The organism is Bacteroides propionicigenes, from assembly GCF_018390535.1.
GTDB classification, from domain to species: domain Bacteria; phylum Bacteroidota; class Bacteroidia; order Bacteroidales; family Bacteroidaceae; genus Bacteroides; species Bacteroides propionicigenes.
This window is the reverse complement of sequence record NZ_JAHBBW010000004.1, coordinates 130,195-148,606: the sequence shown is the minus strand read 5'-3', so window position 1 is coordinate 148,606 and position 18,412 is coordinate 130,195. Positions and strand designations below refer to the sequence as shown.

General features: G+C 43.3%; 17 protein-coding genes and 2 pseudogenes. 16 read left to right on the top strand and 3 right to left on the bottom strand.

What is annotated here, in order from left to right:
* The first annotated feature begins 12 nt into the window (after window positions 1–12).
* From gmhB to nhaA, 14 genes and pseudogenes are all read left to right on the top strand, one after another.
* On the top strand, window positions 13–1,272 hold the full coding sequence (gene gmhB, locus KG118_RS07475; RefSeq protein WP_117711877.1) for a D-glycero-beta-D-manno-heptose 1,7-bisphosphate 7-phosphatase: 1,260 nt from the start codon (window positions 13–15) through the stop codon (window positions 1,270–1,272).
* Window positions 1,273–1,739: 467 nt separating this feature from the next.
* Window positions 1,740–1,952: a hypothetical protein gene (locus tag KG118_RS07470; RefSeq protein ID WP_117712014.1), complete on the top strand. Its 213-nt coding sequence runs from the start codon at window positions 1,740–1,742 to the stop codon at window positions 1,950–1,952.
* Between the two features lie 138 nt (window positions 1,953–2,090).
* Window positions 2,091–2,395, top strand: a pseudogene (locus tag KG118_RS07465) (DUF6922 domain-containing protein).
* Window positions 2,350–2,760: pseudogene (locus tag KG118_RS07460) on the top strand (nucleotidyl transferase AbiEii/AbiGii toxin family protein). Before KG118_RS07465 ends, KG118_RS07460 begins: the two co-directional pseudogenes overlap by 46 nt.
* A gap of 74 nt (window positions 2,761–2,834) precedes the next feature.
* Complete coding sequence (gene pheT, locus KG118_RS07455) at window positions 2,835–5,297, top strand: phenylalanine--tRNA ligase subunit beta (protein WP_117711875.1); 2,463 nt, start codon at window positions 2,835–2,837, stop codon at window positions 5,295–5,297.
* Between the two features lie 65 nt (window positions 5,298–5,362).
* Window positions 5,363–6,100: a YebC/PmpR family DNA-binding transcriptional regulator gene (locus tag KG118_RS07450; protein ID WP_009121148.1), complete on the top strand. Its 738-nt coding sequence runs from the start codon at window positions 5,363–5,365 to the stop codon at window positions 6,098–6,100.
* Window positions 6,100–6,345 (top strand): TIGR03905 family TSCPD domain-containing protein, encoded by a 246-nt coding sequence (locus tag KG118_RS07445; protein WP_117711874.1) that lies wholly within the window; start codon window positions 6,100–6,102, stop codon window positions 6,343–6,345. The genes KG118_RS07450 and KG118_RS07445 overlap by 1 nt, the downstream gene beginning before the upstream one ends.
* Window positions 6,346–6,605: 260 nt before the next feature.
* Window positions 6,606–7,865: an Nramp family divalent metal transporter gene (locus KG118_RS07440; RefSeq protein ID WP_117711872.1), complete on the top strand. Its 1,260-nt coding sequence runs from the start codon at window positions 6,606–6,608 to the stop codon at window positions 7,863–7,865.
* On the top strand, window positions 7,865–8,410 hold the full coding sequence (locus tag KG118_RS07435; RefSeq protein ID WP_117711871.1) for a methylated-DNA--[protein]-cysteine S-methyltransferase: 546 nt from the start codon (window positions 7,865–7,867) through the stop codon (window positions 8,408–8,410). The genes KG118_RS07440 and KG118_RS07435 overlap by 1 nt, the downstream gene beginning before the upstream one ends.
* 21 nt (window positions 8,411–8,431) lie before the next feature.
* Window positions 8,432–9,196 carry an exodeoxyribonuclease III gene (locus KG118_RS07430; protein ID WP_117711869.1) on the top strand — a complete coding sequence of 255 codons (765 nt, stop codon included), beginning with the start codon at window positions 8,432–8,434 and terminating at the stop codon, window positions 9,194–9,196.
* A gap of 9 nt (window positions 9,197–9,205) precedes the next feature.
* Window positions 9,206–9,664 carry a C-GCAxxG-C-C family protein gene (locus tag KG118_RS07425; RefSeq protein WP_117711867.1) on the top strand — a complete coding sequence of 153 codons (459 nt, stop codon included), beginning with the start codon at window positions 9,206–9,208 and terminating at the stop codon, window positions 9,662–9,664.
* A gap of 156 nt (window positions 9,665–9,820) precedes the next feature.
* Entirely contained in the window at window positions 9,821–10,021 is a 201-nt protein-coding gene (locus KG118_RS07420; protein ID WP_018667975.1) for a winged helix-turn-helix domain-containing protein, read from the top strand.
* A 112-nt stretch (window positions 10,022–10,133) separates the two neighbouring features.
* Window positions 10,134–11,918, top strand: a complete 1,785-nt coding sequence (gene lepA / locus KG118_RS07415) for a translation elongation factor 4 (protein ID WP_117711866.1) — start codon at window positions 10,134–10,136, stop codon at window positions 11,916–11,918.
* Window positions 11,919–12,051: 133 nt separating this feature from the next.
* Window positions 12,052–13,365, top strand: coding sequence for a Na+/H+ antiporter NhaA (nhaA, locus tag KG118_RS07410; RefSeq protein ID WP_117711864.1), 1,314 nt, complete (start codon window positions 12,052–12,054; stop codon window positions 13,363–13,365).
* 72 nt (window positions 13,366–13,437) lie between these two features.
* On the opposite strand, the gene rmuC is transcribed toward nhaA, so the two are convergent.
* The 3 genes from rmuC to KG118_RS07395 all read right to left on the bottom strand — a co-directional run bounded on the left by rmuC (window position 13,438) and on the right by KG118_RS07395 (window position 16,550).
* A complete protein-coding gene (gene rmuC, locus KG118_RS07405) occupies window positions 13,438–14,886 on the bottom strand; it encodes a DNA recombination protein RmuC (protein ID WP_117711863.1) in 1,449 nt (482 codons plus the stop codon).
* 8 nt (window positions 14,887–14,894) lie between these two features.
* Window positions 14,895–15,749 (bottom strand): type I methionyl aminopeptidase, encoded by an 855-nt coding sequence (gene map, locus KG118_RS07400; protein ID WP_117711860.1) that lies wholly within the window; start codon window positions 15,747–15,749, stop codon window positions 14,895–14,897.
* Window positions 15,750–16,037: 288 nt separating this feature from the next.
* Window positions 16,038–16,550 (bottom strand): outer membrane beta-barrel protein, encoded by a 513-nt coding sequence (locus KG118_RS07395; protein ID WP_117711858.1) that lies wholly within the window; start codon window positions 16,548–16,550, stop codon window positions 16,038–16,040.
* Between the two features lie 242 nt (window positions 16,551–16,792).
* On the opposite strand from KG118_RS07395, the gene araJ reads away from it, so the two are divergent.
* Both araJ and KG118_RS07385 read left to right on the top strand, forming a co-directional pair.
* A complete protein-coding gene (gene araJ, locus KG118_RS07390; RefSeq protein ID WP_117711857.1) occupies window positions 16,793–17,935 on the top strand; it encodes an MFS transporter AraJ in 1,143 nt (380 codons plus the stop codon).
* Window positions 17,936–17,991: 56 nt separating this feature from the next.
* Complete coding sequence (locus KG118_RS07385; RefSeq protein ID WP_117711856.1) at window positions 17,992–18,411, top strand: hypothetical protein; 420 nt, start codon at window positions 17,992–17,994, stop codon at window positions 18,409–18,411.
* The last annotated feature ends 1 nt before the right edge of the window (window position 18,412 follow it).

Here is an 18,412-nt window from a genome sequence, read left to right as displayed (position 1 = left end):
AGAAATATAATAATGAAAGTCGTAATAATAGCTGGCGGACAGGGAACCCGTATAGCATCTGTTAATAGTGAGATTCCTAAGGCTATGATACCTGTTAATGGTAAACCTGTGTTGGAATACCAAGTTGAACTTGCCAAAAGATATGGTTTTACAGATTTTATATTTGTAATAGGATATTTAGGTGAGGTTATCAAGGACTATTTTGGTAATGGCGCTAAATGGGGAGTTACTATTACATATTATATTGAGCAATACCCTTTAGGGACAGCTGGTGCTATGCCTGAAATTGCTCATTTATTAAAAGAGGATTTTTTTATGTTTTATGGAGATACAATAATGGATGTTGCTTTAGATGAAATGTTGAGATTTCATCAAGAACATCATTCTGAAGCGACATTGTTTGTACATCCTAACGATCACCCTTATGATTCAGATATTGTAGAAATAAACAAAGATAATAGATTGGTTCAGTTACATATTAAACCTCATCCTGAAGGATTTATCAGTCGTAATTTGGTAAATGCTTCTTTGTTCATACTTTCTCCTCGTATAATTGATTATGTTCCTAAGGGTCAGAAAGCAAATTTTGAGAAACATGTATTTCCTAAATGTTTGGCTGAAGGTATGCCTATGTATGGTTATGTTTCTGCTGAATATATAAAAGATATGGGCACTCCAGACCGCTATGAAAAAGTTTGTCGGGATGTAATTAATGGTAAGGTAACTCGTTTGAATAAAAAATATCCTCGTGCGGCAGTCTTTTTGGATAGAGATGGAGTGATAAACAAAGAAGTAAAGTTCCTGCACAGAGTGGAACAATTGGAACTGATACCGGGTGTGGCAGAGGCAATTCGTTTAATAAATCAGAAAGGATATCTTGCCATTGTTGTAACCAATCAACCGGTGATAGCCCGTAATATGTGTACACTCGAAGAATTGGAGACTATACATGCTACATTGGAGACCCTGTTGGGCAAAGAACATGCTTATCTGGATGCTATTTATTATTGTCCTCATCATCCGGACAGTGGTTATCCTGAAGAACGTAAAGAATATAAAATTGTTTGTGGTTGTCGGAAACCTAAACCTGGAATGATATTACAAGCTGCAAGGGAATGGAATCTTGATTTATCGCAGTCTTATATGATAGGAGATAGTACAAATGATATAATGGCGGGAGAAAGTGCTGGAATAAAAATGAACTTTTTGATAGAGCAGAATAGAGGTAATGCTTTATTAGATTGTATAAATAATTTTTTGTGTACTGGCTGAATATAAATATTAAGGTGTAAAATGGATATTGATTTTAGGGAATATGTTAAGATTGAACGGTCAGGATGGAAGTAATTTATCTAAAATATACCCTTTCTTAAATTTTTCTGCTTCTTAATTACCATAGTCAAAAACAGGACTAAAGTGTATAATAAATTCAGTGAATGTTTACTGTATGTAAAGTGGCACTTTAGGATGCTAATATAGAGCTTTAGCAACGTAGAGTAGAACTTTTGCTTGACAACCTGCCACCTTAGTTGCATAACTTTTCTTTTACGCCCACGCGCGCAGGAAGAGAAAACTATCAAAAAAAAGTAAACGTCATACGTGTATATTCCTACACGCATACGTGAAAGAAAAGTTATGCAACTAAGGTGGCAGGTTGTCAAAAGGAGTGCAATACGGCGAAAACATACAAAATGCACTTAATGTAGTATTTATAATTGGAAGGAACTTTTATGAGTATGATGGATTATAAAGCGATTGATACGCAGAAAATCAGAAATTATATAGACGCTGTGGATGCAGTGGTGACGGTGGACGATATTATTCGGAATGCCAATGCCGACAAGTTACGGGTGTATCCTGCACTGTTTGAATTGGAACAGGAAGGGTACATCGAAGTGACGGAGCGGGAAGAGCTTGGTGCACCCTCTGTCGTTCGCAGACGGAAGGATTAGATGACAGGTAACAGCGGTTATCTTGTTTTAGGCGCAGCCGGAATCGCTTAGTTTAGTGATTCCGGCTGTTTTTATATGGCTAATATATTGATTTTAGGAAAAAGAATATTACCTTTGTAAACAAAAGAAATAGGTATCATGTCTGCAAATGAATATATACAACAATTCTCTCCACATCTGTTTTGGGATGTACGCAAAGAAGATATTGACTTTGACGTACATGCACAATATGTGATAAAAAGGGTTTTGGAATATGGTTTATTGAACGATTGGAACCTCATTAAAGCATATTATGGTTTACCTCAAATTGTAGAAATCGTAAAGGAATTAAGATGCTTGGAACCCCGTGCATTGGCATATATTGCTGCGATTTCGAAAACTCCTAAAAAAAGTTCAGATGTTATACTTGGAAACAGTTGAATCCTCAACTTTGGAACTCCTGAAAAAAATGCAAAAATTGCCGGTACTTAATAATACTAGATTGGTAGGGGGGGACTGCGCTCGCTTTGCAATTAGGACATCGTAAATCTATTGATTTGGATTTTTTTGGTACAATAGACTGTGAGGTTTAGTTTCTGAGAGAATCAATAGCGGAAATCGCTTCATTGACCATATTAAAGGAATCTCCTCATATTCATAAGAAGAAATCTTAAACTTTTATGCTGCCAAATATAATGACGGTTCTGTTTTCATGGCAATGAAAAGTATGGTCTATTTTGATGATGCAGAGGTAGAACCGATGCCTGATATGTTTGTAAATCAGTCATGGGAACAGGTGAAAGAATATATACTATCGAAGATTTCCTGACTTTTTTTCCCTTTCTACAGGAAAAACTTATTAACTTTGCGGGTCACTTTTGGAAACAATAAAAAAATAATGATATGAATATCTCTTATAATTGGTTGAAAGAGTATGTCGATTTCGATTTGACACCGGATGAAGTCGCCGCTGCACTGACTTCCATAGGATTGGAAACAGGAAGCGTAGAAGAGGTGCAAACCATTAAAGGCGGACTGGAAGGTCTGGTCATTGGAGAAGTGCTGACATGCGAAGCTCATCCTAATTCAGACCACATGCACATCACTACTGTAAATCTGGGACAGGGCGAGCCTGTACAGATTGTATGCGGTGCGCCTAACGTGGCTGCGGGACAGAAAGTAGTAGTAGCTACTTTGGGTGCAAAACTTTACGACGGCGATGAATGCTTTACAATTAAGAAATCAAAACTTCGTGGTGTAGAGTCCAACGGTATGATTTGTGCGGAAGATGAAATCGGCATCGGTACAGACCATGCGGGCATCATTGTACTGCCGGAAACGGCTGTGCCGGGCACACCTGCCAAAGACTATTATAACATTAAGAGCGACTACGTGCTGGAAGTGGATATTACTCCCAACCGCGCCGATGCTTGCTCGCACTACGGTGTGGCTCGCGATTTGTACGCTTATCTGGTACAGAACGGCATGCCTACTTCTCTGAAGAAACCGTCTGTGGATGGTTTCGCCGTTGAGAACCAAGACCTTGATGTTAAGGTTACGGTGGAAAACAGTGAGGCCTGTCCGCGTTATGCCGGGGTGACTGTAAAAGGTGTAACCGTAAAGGAGAGCCCGGAATGGTTGCAAAACAAACTCCGTATCATCGGTTTGCGTCCTATTAATAATGTAGTGGATATTACGAACTACATCGTCCATGCATTCGGTCAGCCGCTTCATTGCTTCGATGCCGACAAGATTAAAGGCGGTGAGGTAATTGTGAAGACTATGCCCGAAGGTACTCCCTTTGTCACTTTAGATGGTGTAGAGCGTAAACTGAGCGAACGCGACCTGATGATTTGCAACAAAGAAGAGGCAATGTGTATCGCCGGAGTATTCGGTGGATTGGATTCCGGTTCTACGGAAACGACCAAAGATGTATTCCTTGAAAGCGCTTATTTCCATCCGACTTGGGTGCGTAAGACAGCCCGTCGTCATGGTTTGAATACGGATGCTTCTTTCCGCTTTGAAAGAGGTATCGATCCGAACGCCACCCTTTACTGCTTGAAACTGGCTGCGATGATGGTGAAGGAACTTGCCGGCGGAACTATCTCTTCCGATATAAAGGATGTATGCGCCGCTCCTGCCCAAGATTTCAGGGTGGAACTCTCTTATGAGAAGGTTCATTCATTGGTGGGCAAAATTATTCCGGTAGAAACTATAAAGAGTATCGTGACAAGTCTGGAAATGAAGATTGTCAGTGAAACGGCAGAGGGCTTGATGCTGGATGTTCCGCCTTATCGTGTGGATGTACAGCGCGACTGCGATGTAATAGAAGATATTCTCCGTATTTACGGTTATAATAATGTAGAGATTCCGACAGCCTTGAAGTCCAGCCTGACAACGAAAGGCGAATGGGACAAGTCCAACAGATTACAAAATCTGGTTGCCGAACAATTGGTGGGTTGCGGTTTCAATGAGATTTTGAATAACTCGCTGACGCGCGCCGCATATTATGACGGATTGGAGTCTTATCCCTCCAAGAATCTCGTGATGTTGATGAACCCGCTTAGTGCGGACTTGAATGCCATGCGTCAGTCTTTGCTGTTTGGCGGGCTGGAGAGCATCTCTCATAATGCCAACCGTAAGAATGCCGATTTGAGATTCTTTGAATTCGGCAACTGTTATTACTTCAACGAAGAGAAGCGTAATCCAGAAAAGGCGCTTGCTCCTTACTCAGAAGATTATCATCTGGGCTTATGGGTTACCGGTAAAAGGGTTTCCAACTCATGGGCACACCAAGACGAGGATAGCTCCGTATATGAATTGAAGGCGTATGTTGAAAATATATTTGCCCGTCTCGGATTGCAGATGCACGATTTGGTGGTAGGTAATCTTACGGACGACATATATGCTGCGGCCTTATCCGTACAGACAAGAGGCGGTAAGCGTTTGGCCACATTCGGTGTGGTGACAAGAAAACTACTGAAAGCGTTCGACATCGACAATGAAGTGTACTATGCCGACCTGAACTGGAAAGAGTTGATGAAGGCGGTTAAGAACGTGAAAGTAAACTATACCGAGATTTCCAAGTTCCCGGCTGTGAAACGCGATCTCGCTTTACTGCTTGACAAGAAAGTGCAGTTTGCAGAAATTGAGAAAATTGCCTATGAAACGGAGAAGAAGCTACTGAAGGAAGTGTCTCTCTTCGATGTCTATGAAGGCAAGAATCTGGAAGCCGGAAAGAAATCGTATGCCGTAAGCTTCTTGCTGCAGGATGAAAATCAGACGTTGAACGACAAAATGATTGATAAAATCATGTCCAAGCTGGTGAAGAACCTGGAAGACAAGCTGGGGGCGAAACTTCGTTAAAAAAAGTTTTATAATTCTCATATAACTCATAATTCATAATTTATAACTCATAAATATTTATTCCAATGGGAAGAGCGTTTGAATATAGAAAAGCTGCCAAATTGAAAAGATGGGGTCATATGGCTAAGACCTTTACAAGACTGGGTAAACAAATTGCTATTGCAGTGAAAGCCGGAGGGCCTGAGCCGGAAAACAATCCGACATTGCGTTCCGTTATCGCTACTTGTAAGCGTGAAAACATGCCGAAGGATAACATTGAACGCGCTATCAAAAACGCAATGGGTAAAGACCAGAGTGACTACAAGAGCATGACTTATGAAGGATACGGACCTCATGGTGTAGCTGTATTCGTTGATACTTTGACCGACAATCCCACTCGTACAGTGGCGGATGTACGCAGCGTATTCAACAAGTTTGGCGGAAACTTGGGTACAATGGGCTCATTGGCTTTCTTGTTCGACCATAAATGTGTGTTTACTTTCAAGAAGAAAGACGGAATGGATATGGAAGAGTTCATTCTTGATATGATTGACTTCGACATTGACGAAGATTATGAAGAGGATGAAGAAGAAGGCACAATCACCATCTATGGCGACCCGAAAAGCTATGCAGCTATCCAGAAACACTTGGAAGAAGGTGGATTTGAGGACGTCGGCGGTGAATTTACCTATATCGCAAATGACTTGAAGGATGTTGAGCCGGAACATCGTGAAACTATCGATAAAATGGTGGAACGTCTGGAAGAGTTTGACGATGTACAGACGGTTTATACCAATATGAAGCCGGAAGAAAGCGAAGAATAATGACTTATACTTACAAGACTAAAGGCACGTGCAGTAGTAATATCGAACTTGAAGTGGAAGACGGAATCGTAAAGGATATCGCATTCTGGGGTGGCTGTAACGGCAATCTGCAGGGGCTGTCCCGCTTGGTTACCGGAATGCCGGTAAGTGAGGTGATTTCCCGTTTGGAAGGTATCCGCTGTGGCGGACGTCCCACTTCTTGTCCCGACCAGCTTTGTAAAGCGTTGCACGAAATGGGATATTAAATCTGCTTTGATTAAAAAAGGGGGAATTTTTAAAAGAGGGGTGTCAAAACGAATTTCAGCTATCATTCTGTCATTCAGAACGGAGTGAAGAATCTCTTCTCCTTACATAATAAGAGAGAAGATTCTTTGTCACAAGTTCCTCTGAATGAAAGAATGATACCTGAATTCATTTTAGTGCATCCCTTTTTGATTTTGAACCAAGTTATAGTGTATTTGTTTTTTATTTGAGTACTTTTATACTCCCAAATAAAAACAACACAATGAAGAATATTTTTAAAGACTTACAACGGAAAGACCACAAACGTTATCTGGGTGGTTTGGACGTATTCAGATATATCGGTCCGGGACTGTTGGTTACGGTAGGTTTTATTGATCCGGGAAACTGGGCGTCAAATTTTGCAGCAGGTTCGGAATTCGGTTATTCACTGTTGTGGGTAGTGACCCTTTCCACCATTATGCTGATAATCTTGCAGCATAATGTGGCCCACTTGGGCATCGTCACCGGATTGTGTTTGTCGGAAGCTGCCACGCAGTACACTCCCAAATGGGTATCGCGCCCTATACTGGGAACGGCTGTGCTGGCTTCCATATCTACCTCTCTGGCTGAAATATTAGGTGGAGCCATTGCACTGCAAATGTTGCTGGATATCCCGATTGTGTGGGGTTCGGTGCTGACTACGGTTTTCGTTTCGGTAATGCTTTTCACTAACTCCTACAAGAAGATTGAAAGAGCTATCATTGCATTTGTGTCCGTTATAGGACTTTCATTCATCTACGAGCTTTTTCTCGTCAAGATTGATTGGCATATGGCTGTACAGGGCTGGGTGACTCCTTCGTTTCCGGAAGGGAGTATGCTCATCATTATGAGCGTACTTGGTGCTGTGGTGATGCCTCATAATCTGTTTCTCCACTCGGAAGTGATACAGAGCCATGAGTACAATAAGCAGGATGATGCTTCTATCCGTAAAGTATTGAAGTATGAATTATTTGATACGTTGTTCTCCATGGTTGTGGGGTGGGCCATTAACAGTGCAATGATATTGCTGGCGGCTGCCACTTTCTTTAAGAGCGGAATTCAGGTAGAAGAATTGCAGCAGGCAAAATCATTGTTGGACCCGTTGCTGGGAAGTAGCGCTGCGATAGTATTTGCGTTGGCTTTGCTGATGGCGGGCATATCTTCGACGATTACGAGCGGCATGGCGGCAGGTTCCATTTTTGCCGGCATATTCGGTGAATCATATCACATTAAGGACAGTCACTCGCAGGTGGGAGTAATTCTTTCTTTGGGTATTGCCTTATTATTGATTTTCTTTATCGGTGACCCGTTTAAAGGATTACTGATTTCTCAAATGATATTAAGCATACAGCTACCGTTTACCGTATTCTTGCAAGTGAGCCTTACTTCATCCCGTAAAGTAATGGGACCATACGTAAACAGTAAGTGGAGCACATTTGTACTCTATACGATTGCAGCTATTGTGACAATATTGAATATAATGTTATTAATATCAAGCTTATAATGAAACATTCCCTGTTAAACGAAAGGTTCGTAACGATAGAATCTATAGCCTATTCTTTTGCGGATACATTTCTGGGAGAAATGTTGGTTGCTTCTACGTCTAAAGGCGTGTGTTATATGGCATTCGTAACCGGAAGCAGAGATGCTGCATTGGCCGAGATGACAAGCCGGTTTCCCGGAACTTGCTTTGAAGAACATACGGACGAGTATCAGCGCAAGGCCTTGAATGCTTTGTCTGCGGATAAGGATAATAGGGATGTTGTGCCTTTGCACTTGAAAGGGACTGATTTTCAGTTGCGTGTGTGGCAGGAACTGCTAAAAATACCTTTCGGTGAAACGGCTACGTACAGTGAGATTGCTGCCGCACTACAATCTCCCAAAGCGTGTCGGGCCGTAGGTTCGGCTATCGGTTGGAATCCTGTTTCCGTTTTGATTCCCTGTCATCGGGTGCTACGTACGGATGGTGCTCTTGGTGGTTATCATTGGGGATTGGAACGTAAAATTCAATTGTTGGAGTGGGAGAAGCAGCATAAAGTAACTGAATAGATAAACTCAAAACAGACAGACATGAAGATTATAACTTACAATGTAAACGGTTTGCGCGCTGCCGTGGCCAAGGGGCTTCCCGAATGGTTGGCGAGTGAGCTGCCGGATGTGTTGTGCTTGCAGGAAACCAAACTGCAGCCGGAACAATACCCTGCAGAAGCGCTTGATGCATTGGGCTACAAGCATTATCTGTATTCCGCCCAAAAGAAGGGATATAGCGGAGTCGCTATCTTGACTAAACGTGAACCGGACCATGTGGAATATGGTATGGGTATTGAAGAGTACGATAATGAAGGGCGGTTTATCCGTGCCGATTATGGCGATATGTCCATTGTGAGTGTTTATCATCCTTCGGGAACAAGCGGTGACGAGCGTCAGGCCTTTAAAATGGTGTGGCTGGAGAAGTTCCGGCAATATGTGGTAGAGTTGCAACACACCCGTCCCAAGCTGATTCTCTGCGGTGATTATAATATCTGCCATGAAGCAATAGATATTCACGATCCTGTTCGTAATGCCACAAACAGTGGTTTCTTGCCTGAAGAAAGAGAGTGGATGACCCGCTTTCTGAATGAAGGATTTATAGATACTTTCCGCCAGCTGCACCCTGACAAACAGGAATATACATGGTGGAGTTACCGTTTTAATTCGCGGGCAAAGAATAAAGGCTGGCGTATAGATTATTGCATGGTGAATGAGCCGGTACGTCCGATGCTGAAAGAAGCGCGTATTCTGAACGATGCGGTACATTCGGACCATTGCCCTATGATGTTGGAGATTACAGATTAAGATAATAAGATGATGAAAGACAGGATAGAGAAAGCCGTTGAGTTGTTTAAGAGCGGCTATAACTGTTCGCAATCGGTAGTAGCTGCCTTTGCTGATATGTACGGTTTTACGGAAGAGCAATCTTTGCGTATGTCCGCCTCTTTTGGCGGCGGTATCGGGCGGATGCGTCAGACTTGTGGTGCTGCCTGCGGTATGTTCTTGTTGGCGGGATTGGAAAAAGGCGCCGTAGACGGTAAAGACCGTGAGGGAAAAGCCGCTAACTATGCATTGGTACAGGAACTTGCTGAAGAATTCAAGAAACGTAACGGTTCGATGATTTGCGCCGAATTACTGGGGCTGAAAAAGCCGGAGGAGTCCTCCGTTCCCGAAGCCCGTACGGAACAGTATTATGCCAAACGTCCCTGTGCTAAAATGGTAGAAGGAGCTGCGACAATATGGGCTGAGTACTTGGAAAAACAGCAAAAATAAGATGATTTTAGCCGTTTTTATAACAGGAATATGAAAAAAAATAGAGTTAACGTGTTATATAACATAAAAATAGCTATCTTTGCCGCTGAAATAAAATCTGATTTCTTCTTGATGGAAACGGATTTTTAAGCATGTCTAACTAAAAATAAAGAGAAAATGTTAAAAGAAAAAGCTGGTGAAACTGCAGGAAAAATTTGGAATGCACTGAATGAAACTGAAGGTTTAACTGCTAAACAAATCAAGAAAGCCACAAAATTGGTAGATAAAGATTTGTTCTTGGGTCTTGGCTGGTTATTGAGGGAAGACAAGATTTCTACTCAAGAAGTTGAAGGCGAACTGTTTGTAAAGCTGAACTAAGAAAGAGATTGGAATGTTATAAAAAATGCGTTGATACATTTGATATGTTATCAACGCATTTTTTTTTGTCTTCTCCTTTTTGTATCTTTGCACACCAAAATTTTAGAAACGAATGAAAAAGAATATACGTAACTTTTGCATCATAGCCCATATCGATCATGGTAAGTCAACTTTGGCCGACCGTCTGTTGGAGTTCACCAATACTATCCAAGTAACTGAAGGACAGATGCTGGATGATATGGATTTGGAAAAGGAGAGAGGTATCACCATTAAGAGCCATGCTATCCAGATGGAGTATATGTACAAGGGCGAGAAGTATATTCTGAACTTGATTGATACTCCGGGACACGTGGACTTTTCCTACGAGGTGTCCCGTTCCATTGCTGCCTGTGAAGGCGCGTTGCTTATTGTAGACGCTTCACAGGGCGTGCAGGCACAGACCATCTCTAATCTTTATATGGCCATTGAGCACGATTTGGAGATTATTCCGGTAATCAATAAATGTGATATGGCAAGTGCCATGCCCGAAGAGGTAGAGGATGAAATCGTGGAATTGCTCGGCTGCAAGCGTGAAGAGATAATCCGTGCTTCCGGTAAGACGGGAATGGGTGTTGAGGAAATTCTTGCGGCAGTTGTCGAGCGTATTCCTCATCCCGAAGGTGATGAAGAGGCACCCTTGCAGGCTTTGATATTCGACTCCGTATTCAATTCTTTCCGCGGTATTATAGCCTATTTCAAGATTGTGAACGGTGTGATACGTAAAGGAGATAAAGTGAAGTTCTTCAATACGGGCAAGGAATACGATGCGGATGAGATAGGTGTGCTGAAGATGGATATGGTTGCCCGTCAGGAACTGCGTACGGGCGATGTAGGCTATATTATTTCGGGCATTAAGACTTCCAAAGAAGTAAAAGTGGGCGATACGATTACACATATAGCCCGTCCGTGTAAGGAAGCGATTGCCGGTTTTGAAGAAGTGAAACCAATGGTTTTTGCCGGTGTATATCCCATTGAGGCGGAAGACTTTGAGGACTTGCGCTCTTCTTTGGAAAAACTGCAACTGAATGATGCTTCACTGACTTTCCAGCCTGAATCTTCATTAGCTTTAGGCTTTGGCTTCCGTTGCGGATTTCTGGGATTGCTCCACATGGAGATTGTACAGGAACGTTTGGATCGTGAATTTGATATGAATGTGATTACCACTGTGCCGAACGTATCATACAATATCTACGACAAGCAAGGACACATGACCGAGGTGCACAACCCCGGCAGTATGCCCGATCCTACTCTGATAGACCGCATTGAAGAACCTTATATCCGTGCGTCCGTGATTACCACCACGGATTATATCGGTCCGATTATGACACTTTGTCTGGGCAAGCGCGGCGAGCTGGTGAAACAGGAGTATATTTCCGGTAATCGTGTGGAGATATATTATGATATGCCGCTGGGTGAAATCGTTATAGACTTTTACGATAAGCTGAAAAGTATTTCCAAAGGATATGCTTCTTTCGATTATCATGCAAACGGTTTTCGTCCCTCCAAACTGGTGAAGCTGGATATCCTCTTGAATGGCGAACCGGTGGATGCCCTTTCTACCTTGACGCACTTTGACAATGCATACGAACTGGGACGCCGTATGTGTGAGAAGCTGAAAGATCTGATTCCGAGACAACAGTTTGATATCGCCATTCAGGCGGCTATCGGTGCCAAGATTATTTCCCGCGAGACAATAAAGGCTGTTCGCAAGGACGTTACGGCTAAATGTTATGGCGGTGACGTGAGCCGTAAACGAAAATTGCTTGAGAAACAGAAGCGGGGTAAGAAAAGAATGAAACAGATTGGTAATGTAGAAGTGCCACAGAAAGCGTTCTTGGCTGTGCTGAAATTGGATTAGTTGCTAAAATCTCCTCTTTTAATTATCAAGAGAAGAGATTCTTCACTACGTTCAGAATGACAGAGTGATAGGGCTTTTACGTTTTGACACAACCTCTTTCCCGGAGAATGATGAAACCTTAAATCAAATATTTATGATAATTCTACGTACTGTGAAAAACATTTCATCGCTGAATATAGTGGCGAGCATTCTTTTATTTCTGACTGCTATCTTGGCTGCTGTTGTAGCCAACTCGTCTTTATCGCCGATATATCAGGATTTTTTGCTTCAAGAGCTTCATTTGCGTATCGGGAACTTCAATCTGCTTTCTCATGGCGGGCATCCGTTGAAGATGATAGAGTTCATAAACGACTGCCTGATGACTGTTTTCTTTTTGGCAGTGGGATTGGAGATAAAGCGTGAGTTGTTGGTCGGTGAATTGTCCTCTGTCCGAAAGGCGGCTTTGCCTTTCATTGCAGCATGCGGCGGTATGCTGGTTCCGGTTATCATCTATTCGCTTCTTGTAATTTCCGGTACTCCCGAAACGCGTGGTATGGCTATTCCCATGGCTACGGATATTGCTTTTTCTTTGGGAGTACTCAGCTTGCTGGGCAAGCGTGTTCCGTTGAGTCTGAAGATATTTCTAACGGCATTCGCTGTGGTGGATGATATTGGCGGAATATTGGTTATCGCGCTGTTTTATAGTGCTGACGTGGCATACGGATATTTGATAGTAGCGGCTGTTTTATATGTATTTCTTTACTATATGGGTAAGTTAGGAGTGACGCAGAAGATATTCTTTTTGTTCTTCGGTATAATTATCTGGTATTTGTTTTTGCAATCGGGCATACATAGCACAATCTCAGGTGTGATACTGGCATTTGTGATACCGGCGCGTCCCCGTCTGGATGCAGGTAAATATATCAAGCGCATTCGTGATATTATAGGAGAGTTTCCGGTTTCCAAATCAGATAATATCGTGCTGACTAATGCACAGATTGCTACGTTGAAACAAGTGGAACAGGCATCCGATTATGTTATTAGTCCGTTGCAGTCATTGGAAGACAATCTGCATGGAACTGTGAACTTTGTAATTTTGCCGCTGTTTGCTTTTGCCAATGCCGGTGTGGTGTTCAGCGGTAGCGGAAATATTGTGGGAGATGTAAGTGTGGCTGTGGCTGCCGGTTTGCTTTTAGGTAAATTCCTGGGCATATATCTGTTTACGTGGCTGGCGATAAAAAGCGGTTTGGCCTTGATGCCTGCGGGGATGAACTGGAGGAATATAGCCGGTGTTTCCTTGCTGGGCGGTATCGGCTTTACCGTATCTTTGTTCATTGCCAATCTTTCGTTTGCGGGCGAGTATCCGGAATTACTGAATCAGGCGAAGTTCGGTGTACTTCTGGGAACGATACTTGCCGGAATATCGGGCTATGTGGTATTGAATAAGGTGCTGCCGAGGGAAAAGTAAGAATATCTTCCCTTTCGGACAGCGTTCTTCATCTTTCAGAACATAGGTCTTTTTAAGGTTATTATCAGGCCTTTATTTTTCGTCTTCTTGTTCTGTATCTTCTTGTGCTTCTTCTTTGGGGAGCAGTCTTGCCGAGATGCGTTTCTTCGGAGTGAGGCTCATGTCTTTCAGCATTTCTGCTTGGCGGACTACGCTTCCATTGCCTTCGGACAGTTGGTTAAGCGCCTTGTCGTAGTCTTTTTGCAAGGCTGCCATGCGGTCGCCGAGGGTGAGGAAGGTGTCGGTGAAACCCACAATCTTTTCGTACAGGGCCGTACCGCGCTTGATGATGGCCTGTACGTTTTTCACTTGGTTTTCCCGTTTCCACAGGTCGAGTGAAAGACGCAGGGCGCTGATGAGGTTAGTGGGGCTCATAAGTACGACTTTCTTGTTGTAGGCATACTCCCAAAGATTGGCGTCGCTTTGTATGGCAAGCAGGTAAGCGCCTTCTGTGGGGATGAACATCATAACGAAGTCCGGCGACTTGATGTCGTAGTGCGAATAGTCTTTCAGGCTGAGTTCGTCAATGTGGTTGCGTACAGATTGCAAATGCGCTTTGAGCCAGCGCATCTGTTCTTCGCGGTCTTCGGCGGATGTATAGGCGGCGTAGGCGGTGAGGGAAACTTTGGAGTCTATTATCATCTCTCGTTCGTCGGGATACTTGATGAGGATGTCCGGTTGCATCTTCTGGCCGCTTTCTTCGCTGACAATCACTTCACCGCGTTCGTCTTTGAGAAACTCCTGACGGAAATAGTGTTCGCCCTCAATCAGACCGGATGCTTGCAACAGACGTTCCAAAATCATTTCGCCCCAGTTGCCTTGCATCTTGGAGTCACCTTTCAAGGCGCGTGTCAGGTTGTTGGCGTCTTCACTGAGGCGGTTATTTAACTCCACCAGTTCCTTGATGCGCTCTCCCAGTGAAAAGCGCTCTTTGGCTTCGGTGCTGTATACTTGCTCTACCTTTTCCTTGAAGTCTTTTATTTTTTCGTCCAGCGGTCGCAGAAGATTGCCTAAATGCTCGGCATTCAGCTTGGTGAAATCTTCTGTCTTGCTTTGAAAAATGCGGTTTGAAAGGTTTTCAAACTCGGTATTCATACGCTTATGCAGGGCTTCGGCTTCTTCTTTTTGTTGTGCGAGACGTTGTTCCCATTGCCGTTGTTGTTCGGTGATGCGTTCTCCGAAAGAACGTTCCTGTTCGGCAAGGCGTTCGTTGAAGCTGTGTGCCTGTTCGGAAATACGCTCGGCAAACAGCCGCTCTTGTGCGCTAAGGCGTTCCGCAGCTTGGCGGCCGGCTTCCTGCAAGCGTTCCTCTGCAATGGAACGTTCGCGGATGATGCGCTCTTCGGCAGTACGGTTCAGTAAAGCTTCACGTTCTCCGGCGGCTTCTACTTGTGTTTTTAGGGCAGCGGCTTTTCTGCCGGCTATCAGATAGCCGATGATGGCTCCTGCGATAATCCCAACGAGTAATAGTGTGATATTCATAATTGTGTTTATTGTGTCAGTATCTCGTTCCCGTCTTCGGTAATAAGAATCATGCTTTCCCATTGGGCGGAAGGCAGACCATCGTCCGTGCATACAGTCCAACCGTCGGCTTCGTCAATAAAAACCTCGTATGTGCCCATATTAATCATCGGTTCGATAGTGAACGTCATGCCCGGTACTATCAGCATACCTGTACCGCGTTTGCCGAAGTGTTCTACATCCGGTTCTTCGTGGAACTTGATGCCCACGCCATGCCCACAGAGGTCGCGTACTACACTGTAACCGTTCTTTTCGGCATGCTCCTGAATGGCAGCGCCCACATCGCCCAATCGTGCCCAAGGCTGCGCGGTTTGTATGCCGATGTCACGGCACTCTTTGGTAACCTGCACCAAACGTTGCATTTCGGGACGGACATCTCCAATCATATACATACGGGATGCGTCGGAGAAATATCCTTTATATATGGTAGATACATCCACATTTACAATATCTCCGCTGCGCAGAAACTCTTTCGTACTGGGGATGCCATGACACACTACATCATTGATGCTGACACATACGCTCTTCGGAAATCCCTCATATTGAAAAGGAGCGGGGATGGCATCGTGGTCTGTCGTGAAACAATATACCATGTGGTCTATCTCTGCGGTGGACATCCCTTCGCGGATATTTTCTGAAATATAATTGAGCAATGCAGTATTTATTTTTGCACTTTCGCGTATGCCTGCCAGTTGTTCTTCCGTACGCAGCAAATGACGTGACGGTAATTTGTATCCCTCTCTCTTATAATATTGAATCTTAGCTTCTACTTCGTCGGAATAGTTTTTAGGAGCAAACCGGACTCCTTTCACGAACTTCTTCATTATTGCATATTTTATAAACGATGTGCAAAAATACGAATAATTTGGGTGCGAGTATTTATAATGTTTGAATAATTAGAAACCAATCTGTACTTTAATGATATGCGGACAATAAAATGGGGATGTGCCAAAATGTAAAAGCCCTATCATTCAGTCATTCAGAGGAGCTTGCGACGAAGAATCTCCTCTCTTATGTATGCAGAGAAGAGATTCTTCACTGCGTTCAGAATGACAGAATGATAGGGCTTTTACATTTTGACACCCCTTGGGTATATAAATGTCTTGCGCGAATTAGAATTCGTAGTGGAAACCGAATGAAAGGTCTTCGCTTGTAAAGTTGAAACCATAGCCGCTGTCTGTAGCCATATAATCGTCTCTGTAGCCCAAAAAGCCGCATTTGGCAACTAAACTGAACTTGTTATTCAGCTTAACGGCGATACCCGGTTTGAAACCGAGTTCAAAGCCGTTTACAGAATCACTTCCTTTTATCTTTTGAGTAGAGAAGCCGAAACCGCCGTCAACGAACAGACGGACAACCTTGTTTTCATAATATGAGTAACGTGCATATGGGGCGAGGCCGAAAGCATTGTATTTACCTTCGTCCAATTTGCTGTGTGCAAATGTCAACACACCTCCAACTGCCCATTTCTCGTTCAGGTTGTAACCAACTTCCGGGTTCAGTGCAAAAATCGTTGCATCGATATCTTCACTGTGCCACCAAGTTACACTTCCGCCAACATACACTTGTGCTTTTACTGATAAAGCAGTCATTGCTACAAATAATAAGATTACAAATTTTTTCATTTTCCTTTTACCTTTTAGTTATACAAATTGTTATCGAATTATAATAAGAACGTGTCCGAACTCTGAATGACAGGATAGTTAAGCTCTTATTGACGCGTTCTTTTTCGGTACGCAAAAATATAGGTTATATTCATATTGTACAAATTTTTAGTTACTTTTTTATAAAATAAGTACTTTTGAGACATACAATGTATTACTTTTGCAGCGGTAAAAAGTTTGTTTTATAGGTTGTATTTTTTCAGATGAAGAAGAGTCTTATTGCGTTAGCATTCGGTACGTTGGGATTGGGGATTGCCGAATTTACAATGATGGGGATTTTGCCCTATGTTGCCCAAGATTTGAATATCAGTATCCCGGTTGCGGGACATTTTATTTCTGCCTACGCGCTGGGTGTTTGTGCCGGCGCTCCTATGCTGATTTTGGCACGTAAACGTCCGTTGAAACATATCTTGTTGGTATTGATGGCTTTGATGCTGGTAGGAAACCTGGGTGCTGCAATGGCTCCCGATTACTGGTTGCTACTGGCTGCACGTTTCATTTCGGGATTGCCGCATGGGGCATATTTCGGAGTTGCTTCCATTGTGGCTGGCAAGTTGGCGGACGAGGGGAAAAGTTCTGAAGCCGTATCCATTATGATAGCGGGCATGACAGTTGCCAACCTGTTCGGTGTACCGTTGGGCACTTCTTTGAGCCATATGCTCTCTTGGCGGGTTACATTCTTGCTGGTAGGTTGTTGGGGGTTGATAGTTCTTTATTATATATGGCGGTGGGTCCCGGCGGTGGAGGGATTGAAAGATACCGGCTTCAAAGGACAATTCCGCTTCTTGAAGACACCGGCTCCCTGGCTGATATTGGGAGCGACGGCTTTGGGTAACGGTGGTGTTTTTTGTTGGTATAGTTACATTACGCCATTGCTGACCAATGTCTCGGGCTTTAGTGCGGAAAGCGTGACGGCGTTAATGGTTTTGGCAGGCTTTGGCATGGTGGTCGGCAATCTGGTGAGTGGCCGGCTTTCGGATAAATATACTCCGGGCAAGGTGGGGACGATAGTACAGGGTATGATTTGCATTGTACTGTTGATGATATTCTTTCTGTCTCCCAATCCATGGTGTTCAGCTATATTGATGGCGCTTTGTACGGCGGGATTGTTTGCTGTTTCAAGCCCCGAACAGGTTTTGATTATTCGTGTGGCTCCCGGTGGAGAAATGCTGGGCGGTGCTTGTGTGCAAATGGCTTTCAACTTGGGCAATGCCATCGGAGCGTATGTGGGTGGCTTGGCTCTTAGTGGCGGATATCGCTATCCGGCATTGGCAGGCGTACCTTTTGCATTGACTGGTTTTATCTTATTCTTAATCTTCTACAAGAAATTTCAGGCGAAGTATTAAGCGTTTCAATATTTTTATGTATGTTTGCCTATAAATATTAACTAAACTTGATAATCATGAAGATTTTAAATTTTGCGAAAATAATGCTGTTGTGTGTAATGACTATGGGACTGGCTTCGTGCGGGGATGACAATTATTATACTACAATAGAGAACAGCGATGAGAAACTCTGCGGGAAAACTTGGACTGAGAAATATGAAACCGAAGACGGAACTTGTACTTATCAGCTACAATTTGAGAATAAAAATAATCTGACTTCAAAAGAAGTGATTAAAGTTGTCAACGGTTCGGAAACAAAGACTACGGAAAGAATGTTTACTTGGAAATGGGCCGATAACTCAAAGGAAACTTTAATCTTGATTTTCCCTGCCAATGAAGTGAAATATTTTGAGAATGTATGGGTACGTGATCATTATCTTTCAGGAAAACTGGATGGTGAAGTAGTTACGCTGACGGATTTGACATTGCTTAAATAAA

Bases quoted from the DNA above. Each gene is read 5' to 3' on its own strand.
- KG118_RS07395 (WP_117711858.1), bottom strand. From the start codon at position 16,550: ATGAAAAAATTTGTAATCTTATTATTTGTAGCAATGACTGCTTTATCA.
- KG118_RS07435 (WP_117711871.1), top strand. From the start codon at position 7,865: ATGAAACATTCCCTGTTAAACGAAAGGTTCGTAACGATAGAATCTATA.
- KG118_RS07440 (WP_117711872.1), top strand. From the start codon at position 6,606: ATGAAGAATATTTTTAAAGACTTACAACGGAAAGACCACAAACGTTAT.
- KG118_RS07430 (WP_117711869.1), top strand. From the start codon at position 8,432: ATGAAGATTATAACTTACAATGTAAACGGTTTGCGCGCTGCCGTGGCC.
- pheT (WP_117711875.1), top strand. From the start codon at position 2,835: ATGAATATCTCTTATAATTGGTTGAAAGAGTATGTCGATTTCGATTTG.
- araJ (WP_117711857.1), top strand. From the start codon at position 16,793: ATGAAGAAGAGTCTTATTGCGTTAGCATTCGGTACGTTGGGATTGGGG.
- lepA (WP_117711866.1), top strand. From the start codon at position 10,134: ATGAAAAAGAATATACGTAACTTTTGCATCATAGCCCATATCGATCAT.
- nhaA (WP_117711864.1), top strand. From the start codon at position 12,052: ATGATAATTCTACGTACTGTGAAAAACATTTCATCGCTGAATATAGTG.
- KG118_RS07450 (WP_009121148.1), top strand. From the start codon at position 5,363: ATGGGAAGAGCGTTTGAATATAGAAAAGCTGCCAAATTGAAAAGATGG.
- KG118_RS07385 (WP_117711856.1), top strand. From the start codon at position 17,992: ATGAAGATTTTAAATTTTGCGAAAATAATGCTGTTGTGTGTAATGACT.
- map (WP_117711860.1), bottom strand. From the start codon at position 15,749: ATGAAGAAGTTCGTGAAAGGAGTCCGGTTTGCTCCTAAAAACTATTCC.
- KG118_RS07420 (WP_018667975.1), top strand. From the start codon at position 9,821: ATGTTAAAAGAAAAAGCTGGTGAAACTGCAGGAAAAATTTGGAATGCA.
- KG118_RS07470 (WP_117712014.1), top strand. From the start codon at position 1,740: ATGGATTATAAAGCGATTGATACGCAGAAAATCAGAAATTATATAGAC.
- KG118_RS07445 (WP_117711874.1), top strand. From the start codon at position 6,100: ATGACTTATACTTACAAGACTAAAGGCACGTGCAGTAGTAATATCGAA.
- rmuC (WP_117711863.1), bottom strand. From the start codon at position 14,886: ATGAATATCACACTATTACTCGTTGGGATTATCGCAGGAGCCATCATC.
- KG118_RS07425 (WP_117711867.1), top strand. From the start codon at position 9,206: ATGATGAAAGACAGGATAGAGAAAGCCGTTGAGTTGTTTAAGAGCGGC.
- gmhB (WP_117711877.1), top strand. From the start codon at position 13: ATGAAAGTCGTAATAATAGCTGGCGGACAGGGAACCCGTATAGCATCT.